The organism is Roseburia sp. 1XD42-34, from assembly GCF_009917385.1.
Classification (GTDB): domain Bacteria; phylum Bacillota; class Bacilli; order Bacillales; family Amphibacillaceae; genus Virgibacillus.
This window is the reverse complement of record NZ_QWLJ01000001.1, coordinates 100479-116602: the sequence shown is the minus strand read 5'-3', so window position 1 is coordinate 116602 and position 16124 is coordinate 100479. Positions and strand designations below refer to the sequence as shown.

Annotated in this window: 10 protein-coding genes; 4 read left to right on the top strand and 6 right to left on the bottom strand. The window is 38.9% G+C overall.

Annotation, left to right across the window (positions count from 1 at the left end; genetic code table 11):
* Positions 1–30: 30 nt before the first annotated feature.
* From D1839_RS00480 to D1839_RS00470, 3 genes are all read left to right on the top strand, one after another.
* A complete protein-coding gene (locus tag D1839_RS00480; RefSeq protein WP_120377930.1) occupies positions 31–786 on the top strand; it encodes a GTP cyclohydrolase II in 756 nt (251 codons plus the stop codon).
* Entirely contained in the window at positions 783–1892 is a 1110-nt protein-coding gene (ribD, locus tag D1839_RS00475) for a bifunctional diaminohydroxyphosphoribosylaminopyrimidine deaminase/5-amino-6-(5-phosphoribosylamino)uracil reductase RibD (RefSeq protein ID WP_120377929.1), read from the top strand. The genes D1839_RS00480 and ribD overlap by 4 nt, the downstream gene beginning before the upstream one ends.
* 505 nt (positions 1893–2397) lie before the next feature.
* The gene (locus tag D1839_RS00470; RefSeq protein WP_199689867.1) at positions 2398–5541 is read left to right on the top strand and encodes a hybrid sensor histidine kinase/response regulator; all 3144 of its coding nucleotides are present in this window, start codon (positions 2398–2400) and stop codon (positions 5539–5541) included.
* A gap of 323 nt (positions 5542–5864) precedes the next feature.
* On the opposite strand, the gene cydC is transcribed toward D1839_RS00470, so the two are convergent.
* The 6 genes from cydC to sppA all read right to left on the bottom strand — a co-directional run bounded on the left by cydC (position 5865) and on the right by sppA (position 14606).
* Positions 5865–7571 carry a thiol reductant ABC exporter subunit CydC gene (cydC, locus tag D1839_RS00465; RefSeq protein WP_120377928.1) on the bottom strand — a complete coding sequence of 569 codons (1707 nt, stop codon included), beginning with the start codon at positions 7569–7571 and terminating at the stop codon, positions 5865–5867.
* Positions 7571–9304 (bottom strand): thiol reductant ABC exporter subunit CydD, encoded by a 1734-nt coding sequence (gene cydD / locus D1839_RS00460; protein ID WP_120377927.1) that lies wholly within the window; start codon positions 9302–9304, stop codon positions 7571–7573. Before cydD ends, cydC begins: the two co-directional genes overlap by 1 nt.
* 572 nt (positions 9305–9876) lie before the next feature.
* On the bottom strand, positions 9877–10890 hold the full coding sequence (locus D1839_RS00455) for a cytochrome d ubiquinol oxidase subunit II (RefSeq protein WP_183030178.1): 1014 nt from the start codon (positions 10888–10890) through the stop codon (positions 9877–9879).
* Positions 10887–12239 carry a cytochrome ubiquinol oxidase subunit I gene (locus D1839_RS00450; RefSeq protein ID WP_120377925.1) on the bottom strand — a complete coding sequence of 451 codons (1353 nt, stop codon included), beginning with the start codon at positions 12237–12239 and terminating at the stop codon, positions 10887–10889. Before D1839_RS00450 ends, D1839_RS00455 begins: the two co-directional genes overlap by 4 nt.
* An 895-nt stretch (positions 12240–13134) precedes the next feature.
* Positions 13135–13602 (bottom strand): RDD family protein, encoded by a 468-nt coding sequence (locus D1839_RS00445; protein ID WP_120377924.1) that lies wholly within the window; start codon positions 13600–13602, stop codon positions 13135–13137.
* 11 nt (positions 13603–13613) lie between these two features.
* Positions 13614–14606 carry a signal peptide peptidase SppA gene (sppA, locus tag D1839_RS00440; RefSeq protein WP_120377923.1) on the bottom strand — a complete coding sequence of 331 codons (993 nt, stop codon included), beginning with the start codon at positions 14604–14606 and terminating at the stop codon, positions 13614–13616.
* A 497-nt stretch (positions 14607–15103) separates the two neighbouring features.
* Here sppA and pdxK point away from each other — a divergent pair, with 497 nt between their 5' ends.
* Positions 15104–15910 (top strand): pyridoxine/pyridoxal/pyridoxamine kinase, encoded by an 807-nt coding sequence (gene pdxK / locus D1839_RS00435; protein ID WP_120377922.1) that lies wholly within the window; start codon positions 15104–15106, stop codon positions 15908–15910.
* Positions 15911–16124: the final 214 nt, after the last annotated feature.

The following is a 16124-nucleotide window of genomic DNA, read 5'->3' as shown; positions in this document are numbered from 1 at the left end:
TACTTAGAACATATGAAGGGAGATTACAAAATGGAGCAACAGATAAAGTTAGATCCTCAAGTTTTGTCTATTTTGCAAAATAAAATACAACGGATTGACACTGAATATGATTCCATATATTTAGTTGGTCCCATTCAGCTACCTGTTAACTTGGGCGGGAAAACAACCTTATTCCACTGGTATTGTTGGTGGAACTATAAAGAAGTTACAGAAGATGTTGAAGCAATTATTGCAAAGTTGTCTTCCGCAAACTTAGCAGAATATCAGCAATCCAGTGTTTTGGTTTATGGCGATTTTGCTACTGCAGATCATGCCCTTGTACGGATGCACTCCATTTGTCATACAGGTGATATTTTTGGCAGCAAGCGATGCGATTGCGGTTTTCAATTGCGAGAAGCAATGACACGCGTTAAAGAAAACGGCTCAGGCGCTCTATTTTATTTAGCGAATCACGAAGGTAGAGGAATTGGGTTATTTAGTAAGGCAATGGCCTACATCCTTCAAGAAAACGATTATGATACTGTCGAAGCAAATGAAAGACTAGGTTTCGTAAACGATTCTAGAAATTATCAGAACGCACTTCATGTCCTAAAAAAATTACGCCAGAAACCTATAACAGTCATTACCAACAATCCTGAAAAATTAGTGGCTTTTAAAGAAGCTGGAATTTCTATAAATGGAAGAACTCCTTTATGGGGAGACGTTTCTGAATATAACCGGAAATACTTGCAAACGAAAATAAGCAAATCTGGACATTTCCAGCCAAAAGGAGCTTTATTACGATGACTACACATGATTTTTATATGGACATAGCTTTAAATCATGCTCGCGCAATGAAAGGACAAACTGATCCTAATCCATTAGTAGGGTGTGTCATTGTTAATCATAACCGTATTGTCGGAATTGGTACACATTTGCAAGCCGGAGAACCACATGCAGAAATTCACGCATTACGAATGGCAGGGGAACAAGCGCGTGGAGGAACTTTATACGTCACATTAGAGCCTTGCTCCCATTACGGTAGAACAGGTCCTTGTGCAGAGACAATCGTTCATGCCGGTATTGAAAAAGTAGTCATCGCCACGTTAGACCCTAATCCTATCGTTTCTGGTAACGGTGTTGCGATTCTAAAAAAAGCAGACATTGATGTAGAAGTGGGTATTTGTGAAGAAAAGGCGCGTAAAATGAATGAGGTGTTTCATACATTTATGGTGCATAAAAGACCATTTATTACATTGAAAACAGGAATTACGATGGATGGGAAAATAGCTACACATACTGCTCACAGTAAATGGATTACATCAGAAGAAGCTAGAAAAGACGTTCATCAATTACGTCATCAACATATGGGGGTTTTAACGGGTATTAATACGGTTTTAAAGGACAACCCAGCACTTACGGCACGTATTCCAAATGGACGAAATCCGCTTCGTATCGTGATGGATTCAACATTAAAAATCCCTCTTCATTATCAGCTTATTCAAGATCAACAAGCAGAGACTTGGATTTTCACAACGGCAAAACATGATCAAGAAAAACGGTCAGCACTAGAGGCATTAGGGATAAGGATTATCGTAACAGCCAACTCACACATGGTAAACCCTCAAGAAGTAGTAGCATATTTAGGAGAGCAAGGGATTTCTTCACTACTCTTGGAAGCGGGAGGAGCAGTAAACGCTGCTTTCTTAGAGCAGCAACTTATTGATAAGCTGATCTTATACATGGCGCCAAAGCTCATCGGTGGAAAAGAAGCTCCTACCTTTTTAGAGGGTGCTGGAGCAAAAACAATGGAAGAAGCAATTGAACTTACGGACATTACGATTGAAACTATCGGCAAAGATATCAAATGGACAGGGTATCCTATGTATAAACATTCATCTCTTGAACAATAGCCATCTTTACAGCAGCAGGTAAAAAAGAAATATTGTCTCTGTTTCCTACTATAGTGTGCCAGGGTCCAAATGAAGAACTCCCTGGCATAACCCTATATCCATATCTCGGTTCTCGGAATTAAAGTAAAGGATAAAACGCCGCTTTTTCATTCCATTATTACCTTTTACGCCTATACATAACAACAAACGATATAATGGATAACGATAAAAGCATTGCTTTATTTATATAACTAAATGAACTTAACTTAAACGTTAAAAACCTCTACTCTACTTCCCATCAAAAACAAGTAAAAAAAATAAACCAATGAATAATCTCGTAATTACAGCTATAATAGATGTTAGATTTATTTTACTTTCATAAAACAGTGTAAGAGCATATCTTTGTTCATCAGTATCTGTTTCTAGCTGTAGCACTATCCGCTACATAAGAGCACCGTTATTTTTCAATTTTTACTATCATCTCGCATTTATCTTTCGATTTCTGTTTATAAAAGGAGAGTACGCTTTGACTACTAAATCAGCGCCTTTTCTCACAAGAAAAAGGCATTTTTTTATTATCCTTATTCTGTTTTTAATTTTATTGTCAAGTTCACGAATTTTATGGATGACATCCTTTCAATCACAAGAACAACCGCCTTTTAAAAATGGACAATTAGATTTGCGAGATTGGAGTGCGAACGATGATAAAGTTCTCTTATTAGATGGCGAATGGGATTTTTACCCGTCTGCACTATTAACAGGAGCAAACTCTCTACAAACAACCAAATCTCCAAAATCTATTGAAGTTCCTGGTGAATGGAACAAAATCTTACAATCTCCATACGGCTTTGGTTCGTATCGGCTACGCATTCTAGTCGACCCTGACCAAGAAGTAAATTACAGTATACGAATAATGAGTATACGCAGTGCATCCAGTGTATACGTCAATGGGCGCCCTTTGGCTGGATCTGGGCAAGTAGCAAAAAATAAAGACGCATACAGTCCAAAAAACTTGCCTTACTCCACCACTTTAACAGCGGACGAAAACGGGGTTATTGACATTTGGATTCAAGCAGCAAATTTTGTGGATAATCGTAGTAGCGGGATTGTTCGCTCGGTCAAATTCGGTTCAGAAAATGCCATTATTAAAGACATGAAATTTTCCTATACAATGCAAGTTGCAACTACCATTGCGTTTCTAGTCCATGCATTCTATGCTCTCTTATTGTATTTTCTTGGTGATAGAGAAAAGAAGCTACTATTCTTTTCGATTCTGTTGTTTAGTGCAGTTGGAGGAAATCTATTAAGCAGTGACGAAAAGTTATTCCACCAATTAGTTTATATGGGTCATGAATGGGATTTTCGCTTGGCAAACAGCTTATTACTAATTGAGTTTTTTGCTTTGCTACAATGTACAAATCATCAAACGCTTCGGTATTGGAAGCGGATTTTTCCCGTGTATTTCGTGATGGTGTTGGGTACTGCTGGGATAACATTATTTTTAAACGTAACGCAAATCATTATGATTTTTCCAGTCTATTTCCTATTAGTTGGGACATCCACCATCGTCTCCAGCATTGCGATTTGGAAGCAATTTATGAAATATCCAAGAGTAAATTTGTTACTGCTCTTTTCTCTCACGGCGTTGATTCATCATTTTACATGGGCTATCACTTGGCGAGAAAGCGGCGTCTCGGTGCCACATTATCCGTTTGATTTGTTTATTGCCATAGGATGTTTTGCTGCGGTGTGGTTTAAAGATTATTTTAACATGCATGCGGAGACGAAAGAGCTTGCCTCCACGTTACAACGAATGAATAACCATAAGGATCAATTTTTAGCTAACACATCTCATGAATTTAAAAATCCGTTGCACAGTATCTTAAATATGTCACAGGCAGTCTTAGAAAGGGAACAATCTTCACTACAACAAAGAAGTGTGCGAGAATTAGAAACAATTTTATCTGTTGGGCGCAGGATGAACTTCATATTAAATGATTTATTAGATGTAACAAGTCTACAGCAAGGAAGTCCCCGTTTGCAGAAAAAATCTATGGCGATTGGTTCTATTATTACAGGAGTCATGGACATGCTAAAATTCACTGTAGAAGGAAAACCAATTACGATCGTCAATCAAATACCGAATGATTTTCCACCAGTATTTGCTGATGAAAACCGCGTCATTCAAATTGTCTTTAATTTACTTCATAATGCTGTAAAATATACAAATGAAGGGCAAGTTACGATAGACGCTTTCGCCCAAAATAATCAAGCGGTTATCACCATCAGTGATACGGGGATCGGCATGGACAAAGATATGCTTCATCGACTGTTTCAACCATATGAGCAAGCAAACGCGAAAGAAACAATGGTAGAAGGCGGGTTTGGCTTAGGACTTAGCATAAGTAAACAATTAGTAGAATTGCACGGTGGTACATTAGAAGTGGCTTCTACTCAAGGTGCAGGATCGACATTTACCTTTTCCTTAGAATTAGCAAATAAAAATGAGATAACTTCTCATTTATACGATCCGCCTCTACATGCAGTACCCATTCAGCAGAGCCGATCGATAACCTTAACCGATACCGAACAAGCGGGAACGTCGCTACAAGACGAAGATGCCATGAAAGTTAACAAAACTGCTAAATGTCCCAACATATTAATTGTAGATGATGATCCGGTTAATTTGGAAGTCATGAAAACAATCCTTCGTTCCGAGGAATATAATATTACAACGGTAACGAGTGGACATGACGCACTTACTATTTTGAACCAAAAAGAATGGGACTTAGTTATTTCCGATGTGATGATGCCACAGATGTCCGGGTATGAACTCACGGAGACGATCCGAGAACAGTTTTCCTTAACAGAACTGCCTATTTTATTACTTACAGCGAGAAGTGAGAGCTATGATATTCGTAGCGGTTTTTTAGCTGGGGCAAATGACTATGTAACAAAACCAGTGGAAGCCATGGAGATCAGGTCAAGAATTGAGGCGTTAACTACCATCAAACAAGCGGTTCAGGAGCAATTGCAATTAGAAACTGCTTGGTTACAGGCACAAATTCAGCCACATTTTTTATTTAATACATTAAATGCAATTGCGAGCTTAAGTGTCATCGACCTAGAAAAAATGCAGGAGTTACTGAATGAATTTAGTTATTTTCTAAGAAATAAGTTTAAATTCAAAAACATGAATGAATTAATTCCTCTGGAAGAAGAATTGAATATGGTCCGTTCTTATCTCTATATTGAACAAGTAAGATTTACAGATCGCCTGCAGGTTGTATGGGAAATAGATACAGAGATATGTGATAACCTGAAAGTCCCGTTTCTATCTATCCAACCTTTAGTGGAAAATTCTATTCGACATGGTATTATGAATCGGGTTCAAGGTGGTAAAATCATTATTCGTGTTGAGAGCTATACAACACATGCAGAAATATCTGTAGAAGACGATGGTGTCGGAATAGATGAAGAAACTTTACAACACATATTATCAAAACAATCCGCAAGTAAATCAGGAGTTGGGATCGTAAATACAGACTTACGTTTAAAACGATTCTTTAACGAGGGACTGCATATTGATAGTACAGTCGGAAAAGGAACAAAAATATCGTTTATGATAGTGAAGAAAGCAAACTATGAGCATGAGGATAGTAGTGCCTGATAAAGTGATTCTTCCATCGGTGGATAATTTCATCCATCCCTCACGCTTGTTAGTACCGAAAGTATAACCAAAAGGCCGCTTTACGAAATAGGCTATTAAAGTGCTGTTTTCCCCAAAAGAATGGATGATGAGCTGAACAAGTCGAAGCGGGGGGTAACAGCACCTAAACCCCCGATTCCTTCCAGGGCCTTTAGGTCATACCCTTGTGGTACTAACCATCAGCGGGGATGAAGAAATCCCCGCTGATTAAAGGTTCACTTTATCTTTCGTTGATTCGTTCCATTCACTACGTTGCTAAGCGGGCGCTTGCGCCTTTGTTCCATTTATAACAAATTATATTCCAGCTTCTTCATTTCATAAAAGTAACCTTGTTTTTCCATCAATGTTGCAAATGTGCCAGCTTCTACGATTTTGCCCTCGTCCATTACAATAATTTGGTCCATTTTTTCCAATCCTGCCAGACGGTGGCTAATTAGCACGAGCGTATCATCTGCTGCCTCCCTAAATAAGTGTTCATAAACCATGTGTTCTGTAACGGCATCTAGAGAGGATGTAGGCTCATCTAAAAGCCAAAGCTTACCGCTTTTTAACATCGCCCGAGCCATAGCAAGACGCTGCTTTTCCCCGCCGGACAAATTTTCTCCTCGCTCGTATACCCTATCATCCAAATGAAAATGCTCCAATTGAACTTTTCTAAGCGTAGCCTGTAATTCTGCGTCTGCAACTGTATCATTTGCCAATAATAAGTTGTCACGAATGGTTCCATAAAAGAAATGGTTTTCTTGTAAGACGACATTTGCTGCTTTCCAAATGCTTTCCTGTTGCACGCTCGCCATTTCGGTTCCATTTATTGTTACTTTTCCCTGATCCGGTGTGATTAACTGTAGCATAAGCTGCATTAACGTTGACTTTCCAGATCCACTTGCTCCGACAAATGCTGTTTTTGACCCTGAAGGCATATACACATGCACACCTTCTACAGCTGGACGTTCTTCAGTCGAAAAAGTGAATGTGACATCTTCCATCTGAATCTCCGGTGCTTCACTTATCACTAAATCTTCCTTATGAACCAGTTTCTCTTTTTGATTAATAATTGAAAATAACCGCTTTGCAGCACGACTACTATCGTTAAAATGGTTGGGAAATACAGCCATTGCCGGCGCTTCTTCGAAAACAGTCAGGGTAATCATAATCAGCATGGCGAGAAAGATTCCATCTAACTCATCTTTTCCAATCAGATAAGCACCTGCAGCTAATACTGCTACCGTTACGAGCAGAGAAATGAATTGATTTAACGACTGATTCAACAGCGTCGTCCTTTCTTCTTTAGCTTGCTCTTTGATGTAAGACTCGGAAGCTTGAAGCAACTGTTGCTCTTTATCATCTAACTGCTGATAAATTTTCAAATCACGGAAGCCATACAAAAGCTCTGTGACTTCCGTTGAAAGACTTGCTCTTTTTATGCGGACTTCACTATCAATCGCCCGTTGACGAACAGCAAAAATGGCCGGGATCACAATTGCAGTCAGTAAGAATCCAATCAGCAAAATGACTGCTGTTTGGAAAGAATAAAAGGTCGTAAAAAAGATCGTACTCATAAATACGAGTGCCAATACTACCGGAGGATACACGACACGTAAAAAGAAATTTTGCAAACTTTCCACATCACCAACAATACGAGCCAGTAAATCCCCGCTGCGATACTTATGAAAGATTCCTGGTGCTAACGGTTCCAGTTTTTCGTAAAAAGCCATCCGTAATTGACTAAGCATGGTAAATGTACCGCGATGGGACACATATCTTTCTCCATAGCGGCTAAATGCTCGGACAAAACTCAATAACTTTACTGATGCAATAACAAGCATCAGTGTGTAAAAAGGTGGTGCAAATGCTGCTTTGGAAATCAAGTAGCCACTAGCAGAAAACAAGAGTACTGCAGCCATTCCGGCAATAAACCCGAATACGATAGAGAGTACGATATCTTTTTTTTCCTTCATCATCATTCGCATTACAAAGGTTAGCTCTTTCATTATCGCTGCCCTCCTCGCTGTACCATTACCATCTTACGGTAACCTTCTACACGTTGAATCAGCTGTTCATGGGTTCCTTCAGCAACCAAACGGCCTTGATCAAGGTATAAAATACGGTCAGCATCTTTTATCGTATGCAGACGATGTGCAACAGTTATAATAGTCGCTGCTTTAGCTAACTTTTCGATCGAAGCCTGAAGAATGCGTTCTGTTCTTAAATCAAGCCCTGTCGTGGGCTCGTCAAACAAGATAATTGCTGGCCGTTTTAAAAATGCTCTCGCCAAAGCTAAACGTTGCTTCTCTCCTCCCGATAGCCCTCGTCCACCTTCTCCAACATACGTATCATACCCATTCTCTAACTCACCAACCATGTCAGCAAGGCCTGCTTGCTCTGCCGCACGTTCGATTGCTTCTCTTGTTGTTCCTTGCTTATTTCCAATCGCAATATTATCAGCGATACTACCTGCAAATATATACGGATGTTGTGAAATATAGCCTAATTGAGCAAACCAATCCGCTTCCTGATAGGAAGTTAAAGGCTTACCATCCACTAAGATGCTCCCTTCATCTGGCAGCATAATGCCTGCAATGAGATGTAAAAGCGTGGATTTACCTGACCCTGTTTTCCCCACAATGGCGTTTTTCGTTCTGGGAGCAAAAGTAATATGAATAGGGCGTAACATAAACTCGTCCTCTCCATATTGAAATGTAGCACCTTGTAATTCCAGCTGTACAGGTTCCTCCTTTTTAGAAAGCGGTGTTTCTCCCCATGTAACAGCAGATACCTCATCCAGAGCTAATTCCTCTTCCACTTTTTTTGCTGCCCCCATACTGCTTTTCCCATTATGAAATGCCGTTCCTAGCTCACGTAGTGACGTAAAATATTCTGGAGCTAATATGAGCACTAAAAAAGCTGTAAAAAAGGAAATCCCATCAAAAACAATCAATTGTAATGCAACTTCCAAAGCAACCAAACCGATTGCCAGCATGGAAATGAGTTCAAGCATAAACGATGACGTAAAAGCTACTTTTAATATTTCCATTGTTGCATCTCGAAAACGCAAACTACTCGTTTGGATGGCGTGTTTCTGCTGTTTCGCCTTGCCAAACAATTTTAATGTGACAAGACCTTGTAGAGTATCAAGAAATCGTCCGGAAAAAGCAGCTAGCTCTTCCATTTGCTCTTCCGATTTTTTCTTCGTTTGCATGCCAATAATCACCATAAATAAAGGGATAAACGGCGAAGTAATCAGCATAATCAAACCGGAATTAACATGCTCTAAAAAAACAACCATTAAGATAATCACAGGAATGACGGACGAGCGGATAACCTGTGGAATATAGCTGCTAAAATAGCTATCTACTTCATCGATCGCATCCATCATGACACTTACCTTTTGACCCGCTTGACCTTTCAGTGAAGCTTGCACCGGGTTGTTGGAAAAATGAGCAACCAGTCTGTGCCGAAAATGGCTCTTTGCTTCTGATCCTAGACGGATTCCAATTTTTCCACTAATAAAAGGAATAAAGCTCCTGGCAAATAAAATGAACAATAATCCCCCCAAAAATGGAAGGATTTCCTGGAAGCTGCGCTCCTGTAGAAATACACCATCAATGACAGCGACAAGTAAATAAGCCTGTGCCACTATCACACTACCCATTAACAATGCCAACACTAGTAAATAAATGGTGCTTTTTTTATTTGCATAAAGATAATTCTTCATATGATTCATGCAGATGCTCCTCACCCTATGAGCTCGATTACAATTTAATTATATACACAAAAATTTTTTTGGAAGTACTACAAATTTCAAGTAGACTTACTGCTCTGCTTCCTCCAGGAAAAGGAAAAAGACCTGGGTTTTTACTGAAAAAGAACAAAAGCGCAGAGCGCCCGTTTAGCAACGTAGCGACTGGAACGACGCAACTAAAGTTTTAGGAATCATGCCACTAAAACCAGGGGGTATGCCGACGCTTGAGCGGCAAGCCCGTGGTTAGTCGGCCTTCCTTTTAGCTACAACCGACGATGACTTATCGTAGGGCGATTGGTGAAGTCGCATCGTTGCTGGGCTCATACGCCGGACGTGGCTATTCGGTTATTTTGATAACCTCAAGCACCTCATTTTATCGTTTCTTATCTTTTTAGAAAACTTGGCTTACCGCCAAATCTTTATGGCGGAAGCTGTAGTTTTTCTTATACTATAAATCATAGAAATTTTATACTTTCCTATAGTGCAAGAAATCCCTCACTTTAAATAAAGGAAGGCAATGCATGAGCGCTTGCGAAGCACCATGCACTATTTGCTTATTTTTTTCCTTTTACATAGTCTGCATCAAACAGGAACAGACGCATCAATAAAATTAATGATGGAACCAGCAGGAACAAGCCAGCGATAAATACGATGATTAGCGCAATTCCAGTTGATTCATGTGTCGCATTTTCATAAACGGTGATGTACGGATCCAATATATATGGAAAATGGCTTATGCCATATCCAAAAAAAGCGAAGAAAAATTGTAACATAACACTAATAAAAGCCAATCCATATCGTTTTCCTTCATAGATTAACCACATTGCAATCATAAAGAAACCAACCGATAATCCAAACATCCACCAGTAGTCAAACATATTTTGATAATGACGTTCATTATGCTGTCCTAGTGCAATAAACGTTGTCAATGCAGCAATAATCGTCGGTGTCGCCCAAAATAGCGCATATTTCCGAACAAGCTTCAATGCTTCCCAGTCATTTGCTCTTGCCGCATAAAATGTTAAAAATGATGCGCTAATAAACAATACCGATACGATCGCTAGGAATACAACACTCCAGGAATAAGGACTCGTAAACAATGCGAAATAGTCTAAGGAGACCTTCCCATTTTCCTCAAAAATAAATCCTCCTTCTGATAACGTCAAAGCAATCGATAAAGATGCTGGAATTAATAACCCTGTTGCCCCGTAAAGAAACATATACAGATTACTTTTTTTCGACCCATAGTTTTCAAACGCATAAAACGAACCACGAATCGCCAGCAATATGATCGCAATACTACCTGGAACGAGCAGTGCAGTACCATAGTAATAAGCCGAGTCTGGGAAGAAGCCAACAATGCCAACGAAAAAGAAAACGAAGAAGACGTTGGTTACTTCCCATACTGGAGACAAATATCTGGAAATTAGTTGATTAATAATATGACCTTTTTTTGTCACTTTTGCATAATACGCATAAAAGCCTGCGCCAAAGTCAACAGAAGCAACGATTAAATACCCATATAAAAAGAGCCATAATACTGTAATCCCAATTATTTCATAACTCATGATTGATCACCCTTTTCGATGGTCGGATATTTTTTCTCTAGCTCTTCCTCTACTGGATTATTTTTAAACACTTTGCGAAGCACCACAGCTCCTATAACTCCAAGTCCAATATAAAGGAGTAAAAATAATACAAACATCCAACCTACATAAGGCGACGTCGTTGCTGCTTCTTCCACTTTCATATATCCACGTAAGATCCAAGGCTGTCTTCCTTCTTCCGCGTAAATCCAACCAAATTCAATCGCCAGCATAGCCAAAGGACCACTTAAAACAAGCATCCATAGCATCCATTTGTTATTTTCATTCCACCGTTTTAGTTTTGATAACAGAAGATAAAGGAATGAAATACCTAGCAGGAAAAAGCCAATGACGACCATTAAGTCAAACATATAGTGAATCCATAGTGGCGGACGTTCCTCTTCCGGAAACTCCTCTAAACCAATAACCTCTCCATTAAAATCATTAAAAGCTAAAAAGCTAAGCAGGCCTGGGAAACGGATAACACCTTCTGGCTCATTATCTTCATTTAGCCAGCCAAATAATATTAAATCAGCATTTTTTTCTGTCTCAAAATGCCACTCAGCGGCTGCCAATTTTTCCGGTTGATATTCTGCGAGAAATTTAGCCGACAAGTCACCAGCTATTGCTGTAAAAATCGCAAAAATAAATGTTAACGTAACGGTTAGCTTTAATGCCTTCTTATGATATGTTTTCGTTTTTTTCCGTAACAATCCAAACGCGGCAATAGCTGCTAAAATGGCTGCTACTGTTAAATAAGCAGAAGCTAACACGTGAAAGACTTTTGTCGGTGTCGCTGGATTAAACATCGTTTCCAATGGATTTATTGCCTCAAATCCATTACTACCCATTTTGAAGCCTTCTGGTGTATTCATAAACGCATTAACAGTTGTGATAAAGAAGGCAGAAAGTGCACCGCCGATAATAATCGGTAATGATAACCACCAATGCATCATTTGGTTTTTGAATCGATCCCAAGTATACATATATATCCCTAAGAAAATAGCTTCAAAGAAGAAAGCAAATACTTCCATAAATAACGGCAAGCTAATTACATGCCCTCCAGCTTGCATAAATTCAGGCCATAGCAAAGATAGCTGCAAGCCGATCGCAGTTCCTGTTACTACCCCAATTGCTACCGGAATAACAAATCCCCGAGCCCATCTTCTTGCAAGCATTATATAATGCGGATCTTTTTTCTTTATCCCGATAAATTCTGCGATGGAAATCATTAATGGGACCCCGACACCTAAAGTTGCAAAAATAATGTGAAAGACTAAAGTGATTGTTGTTAGCAATCGACTCATTAACACTGGATCCAAATCCATCATAATCGGCAATCCTCCTAATCATCGGCTTTAGCCGTATTGTTCAGTAATGATCAATTATAGAATTACTTATTTGTTTTTTAACTTAACATTATTCTAAAGATAAGTTAATAATTAGTGATTTACTCACATAATAATTAGTATAAACTATTTTCTTATAAAAAAGGGAATAAAGCCATGACAAAAGTATGACAAACTTCAAACAAATATTTGTCTGCAATCATCTCCATAGTATTAACGCTTATGATATATCCTAAGAATGCAATCCTAAAATTAAATTGCCTGATTTTTTATAACCGAATCATCAAAATAAAAGTATCGCTCTATCATTATTACATTCCCTATTATTGATAATTTACACATAAAATTGAGAATTTCTTTGGCTTTTGGTTTAAAAATAATTGTAAGCCTTATTCACATGTTCATTTGTGAGCAAAATAATTTGCACGAAATGGTACACACCCTAAGAAGCTGTTTCCTCATTTTGTTAACAGCTGACTCTTAAAAGATATGTAAAACAAGTGTCTATATCGCCTTCAAACCAGTTCTTTTCTACAAGCGCAACCGTTCTGAACAAAAGCGCGGGGCGCCAGTTTAGCAACGAAGCGAACGGAACAGATCAACTAAAGTTTTAGGAATCATGCTCCTGCAACAGGAGTAAGCCGGCGCCTGAGCGGCAAACCCGTTTTTAGTCGGCCTTCCTCTTAACCACGAACCAATGATGACTTATCGTAGGGCGATTCGTGAAGTCGCCTAGTTGCTGGGCGCTTAAGCCGGACGCGACTATTCCGTTATATCGTTATTCCAATGCCAAAATTTTTATACTTTCTTATCTCTTAAAAAAACACACAAACAGCAGACTTAAACACATCAGCTGTCTGTGTGGCTTTCTTATACATTATTCAACGAACACGACTCTCGTATTACTAATCATATCATGAATACCCTGTTTTTCATTAGAAAAAGCAACAACGATATACAAAAGCACCAAAAAATCAAACGCACGGTGGAAAAATCGTCCAATTACTTCTCGAAAAATTAAATCACTCCACCTCAAGTCCTCTCCATCCGCTCGCACAACTTTAATACCTAAAATCATTTTCCCTAAAGTTTGGCTAAACTTTTTTGTCATCAACAAGAAGTACAGGTAAAAAACAATTGATGCAATAATCCCCGTCACCGTCCAATAACCAATGTCCACTACTTTTCCATCATTGATAAATTTAAACGGGGTTAAAAGAATGCCGTTAATGCTAAATACAACAATTAAATCAATCAGATACGCCCAAAACCGCATCCAGAATCCAGCATATTTTCTCGTATCTGTCACCAGTTCAGGCGCTCCTGTAGCAATGAGTTCACTCATTTTATCCCCCCTTAATTGGAATATAAATACATGGCACGCGGCGCGTTCGATTCACGAATCATGTCCATAACCCCAAGAAACTCTGCTTCATTTGTAAACATAGATTGAACTGACATCCCAAAAAATTCATCCAAACCAGCAGAATAATTGTATTTTACAACTTCCACATCGCTAAAATCATAATCCTCTGTCATATAAGCAATCGTATCTTCTAATGAACCTAACTCATCCACTAAACCATTTTCCTTTGCCTGGCTTCCGGTATAGACACGACCATCTCCTAATTCTCTTACTTTGGATTCAGTCATTTCTCGTCCTTCCACAATAACATCGACAAAATCTGCGTACATATCGTTGACCATCGTTTGGAGAATTTCTCGCTCTTCTCCTGTCATTTCTCGAGAGAATGACATAATATCTTTATATTTTCCGCTTTTAATCGTATTAAAATCAATTCCCCATTTGTCTGCTAGCTCAGACAGGTCATATCCTTCCATAATTACACCAATGGAACCGGTTAAAGTTGCTGGATGAGCGACTACTTTATTAGCTGGCGCTGATATGTAATACCCTCCAGAGGCTGCCGTATTACCCATTGAAACATAAATTGGCTTTTCATATTCTTCTTGAATTTCTACAATTTTGTCGTGGATTTCAGCACTTTCCACGACTCCTCCACCTGGAGTGTTTACACGAAGAATAATACCATCAACGGACGTATCTTCTCCTGCTTCATTTAGCATTTCCAAAAAGCGTTTATGGTTGTACGAAGTTGTATTCACTAACGGAGTTGGTGCAGTATCCTGAATAATCCCGTTAAGTTCTAAAACTGCAATCTTTTCCCCTACTCCCTCTTCGATCACTTCTTCTTCATATTTCTCACTTGGAAAAGCAAACATTTCTGCAAAATTAGTAGTTGCTAAACTACTAACAAATCGAAATCCGATCGAAGCAACTAATAAAACCACAGCTACAATAATGGCAAACCAGCGTTTTGAATTCACATGATCTCCTCCATATTCTCCCATATTTTATGAGTAATTCCATCATACACTATTGTTTTTGCATGATTCAATAAAATGAATCTTTAATCAGCGTGGTGTCCTTTATCCCCCACTTAGACCTATGACCTGTTGCTATACAATTGAAGTGGGAGTCTTACAGACCTATATATGGGATAAAAGTAACGATGAATAACACAATGACTAAAGTTCTCTAACTAATACGATTCGTCTCCTCTAAAGTGGGTAATTCCAGAGTCCTTTACGTCTTTGAATAATCAATATATAGTTCATTCTATTTTTCCCCTAAACAAATATTACAAACATGGTCCCTTCATTTATTCATTATAACCAACATGAAAATAACATATGCTAGACTAGCCTTTTCGAGATTTATTTAAACTACCGTTCCATTAGTATCTATCGCTTTTCATCTCAGAGTTTCTATTATATCCTATAAAGAAGAAATACAAACCATTTATACGTTTGGAGCGATTGCTATGACGATGAAAAAAACATTAACACTTGCAGGTTCTGATTCTAGCGGTGGCGCTGGAATTCAGGCCGATTTAAAAACATTTCAAGAGCATGATGTATATGGCATGACTGCTCTCACTTCTATTGTTACGATGAACCCAGATGGATGGAGTCACCATGTTTCCCCGATTGATGTATCAATCGTTGAAAAGCAATTGGATACCATTTTATCTGTCGGTGTCGATGCAATGAAAACCGGAATGCTAGGTTCTGTTGATATTATAGAATTGGGTGCTAAAAAAATCGAAGCATACGATTTAGCAAACTACGTCCTCGACCCAGTCATGGTCTGTAAAGGCGACGACGAAGTTCTGCAACCAGAAAACACAGATGCCATGCGCGAATTATTGCTTCCGCATGCTACCATTACCACCCCAAACCTGTTTGAAGCAGGACAACTAGCAAAAACCAGTCCAATTAAAACGTTAGACGACATGAAACAAGCAGCTGTAAAAATTCATGAATTAGGTGCTAAACAAGTCGTAATTAAAGGGGGAAAAGCCTTTTATCACGAGAAAGCCATCGACCTTTTCTACGACGGTCGAGAATTTACAGTATTAGAAGAAGATAAAATAAATACAAGCTTTAACCACGGTGCCGGCTGTACCTTTGCTGCTGCTATTACAGCTAATCTAGCAAAGGGGCGTTCCGTCAAAGATTCCGTGACAGCTGCAAAAAACTTCGTAACAGCGGCAATCAAGCATGGTTGGAAATTGAATGAATATGTAGGTCCTGTAAGACATGGCGCTTATAATAAGTATACCAACTAATATAAAGTGAATCTTTAATTAGTGGGGGGTTCTTCCACGCTCCACGGCTTGTTAGGACCGTAATGATGTGACCTAAAGACCTCTTACGAAATAGGGTATTTAGGTGCTGTTATCTCTCACTTAGACCTGTTGCTATACAATTGAAGTGGGAGTTTTACAGACCTTATATATGGGATAAAGAGCCAAGATGTGTTGCATAATTAGCAAGACGAAT

What these genes read in the sequence shown, in the direction of transcription:
- D1839_RS00445 (WP_120377924.1), bottom strand. Translation starts at nt 13,602, where the DNA reads ATGAGTGAACTCATTGCTACAGGAGCGCCTGAACTGGTGACAGATACG.
- ribD (WP_120377929.1), top strand. Translation starts at nt 783, where the DNA reads ATGACTACACATGATTTTTATATGGACATAGCTTTAAATCATGCTCGC.
- D1839_RS00480 (WP_120377930.1), top strand. Translation starts at nt 31, where the DNA reads ATGGAGCAACAGATAAAGTTAGATCCTCAAGTTTTGTCTATTTTGCAA.
- cydD (WP_120377927.1), bottom strand. Translation starts at nt 9,304, where the DNA reads ATGAATCATATGAAGAATTATCTTTATGCAAATAAAAAAAGCACCATT.
- D1839_RS00455 (WP_183030178.1), bottom strand. Translation starts at nt 10,890, where the DNA reads ATGAGTTATGAAATAATTGGGATTACAGTATTATGGCTCTTTTTATAT.
- pdxK (WP_120377922.1), top strand. Translation starts at nt 15,104, where the DNA reads ATGACGATGAAAAAAACATTAACACTTGCAGGTTCTGATTCTAGCGGT.
- cydC (WP_120377928.1), bottom strand. Translation starts at nt 7,571, where the DNA reads ATGAAAGAGCTAACCTTTGTAATGCGAATGATGATGAAGGAAAAAAAA.
- D1839_RS00450 (WP_120377925.1), bottom strand. Translation starts at nt 12,239, where the DNA reads ATGATGGATTTGGATCCAGTGTTAATGAGTCGATTGCTAACAACAATC.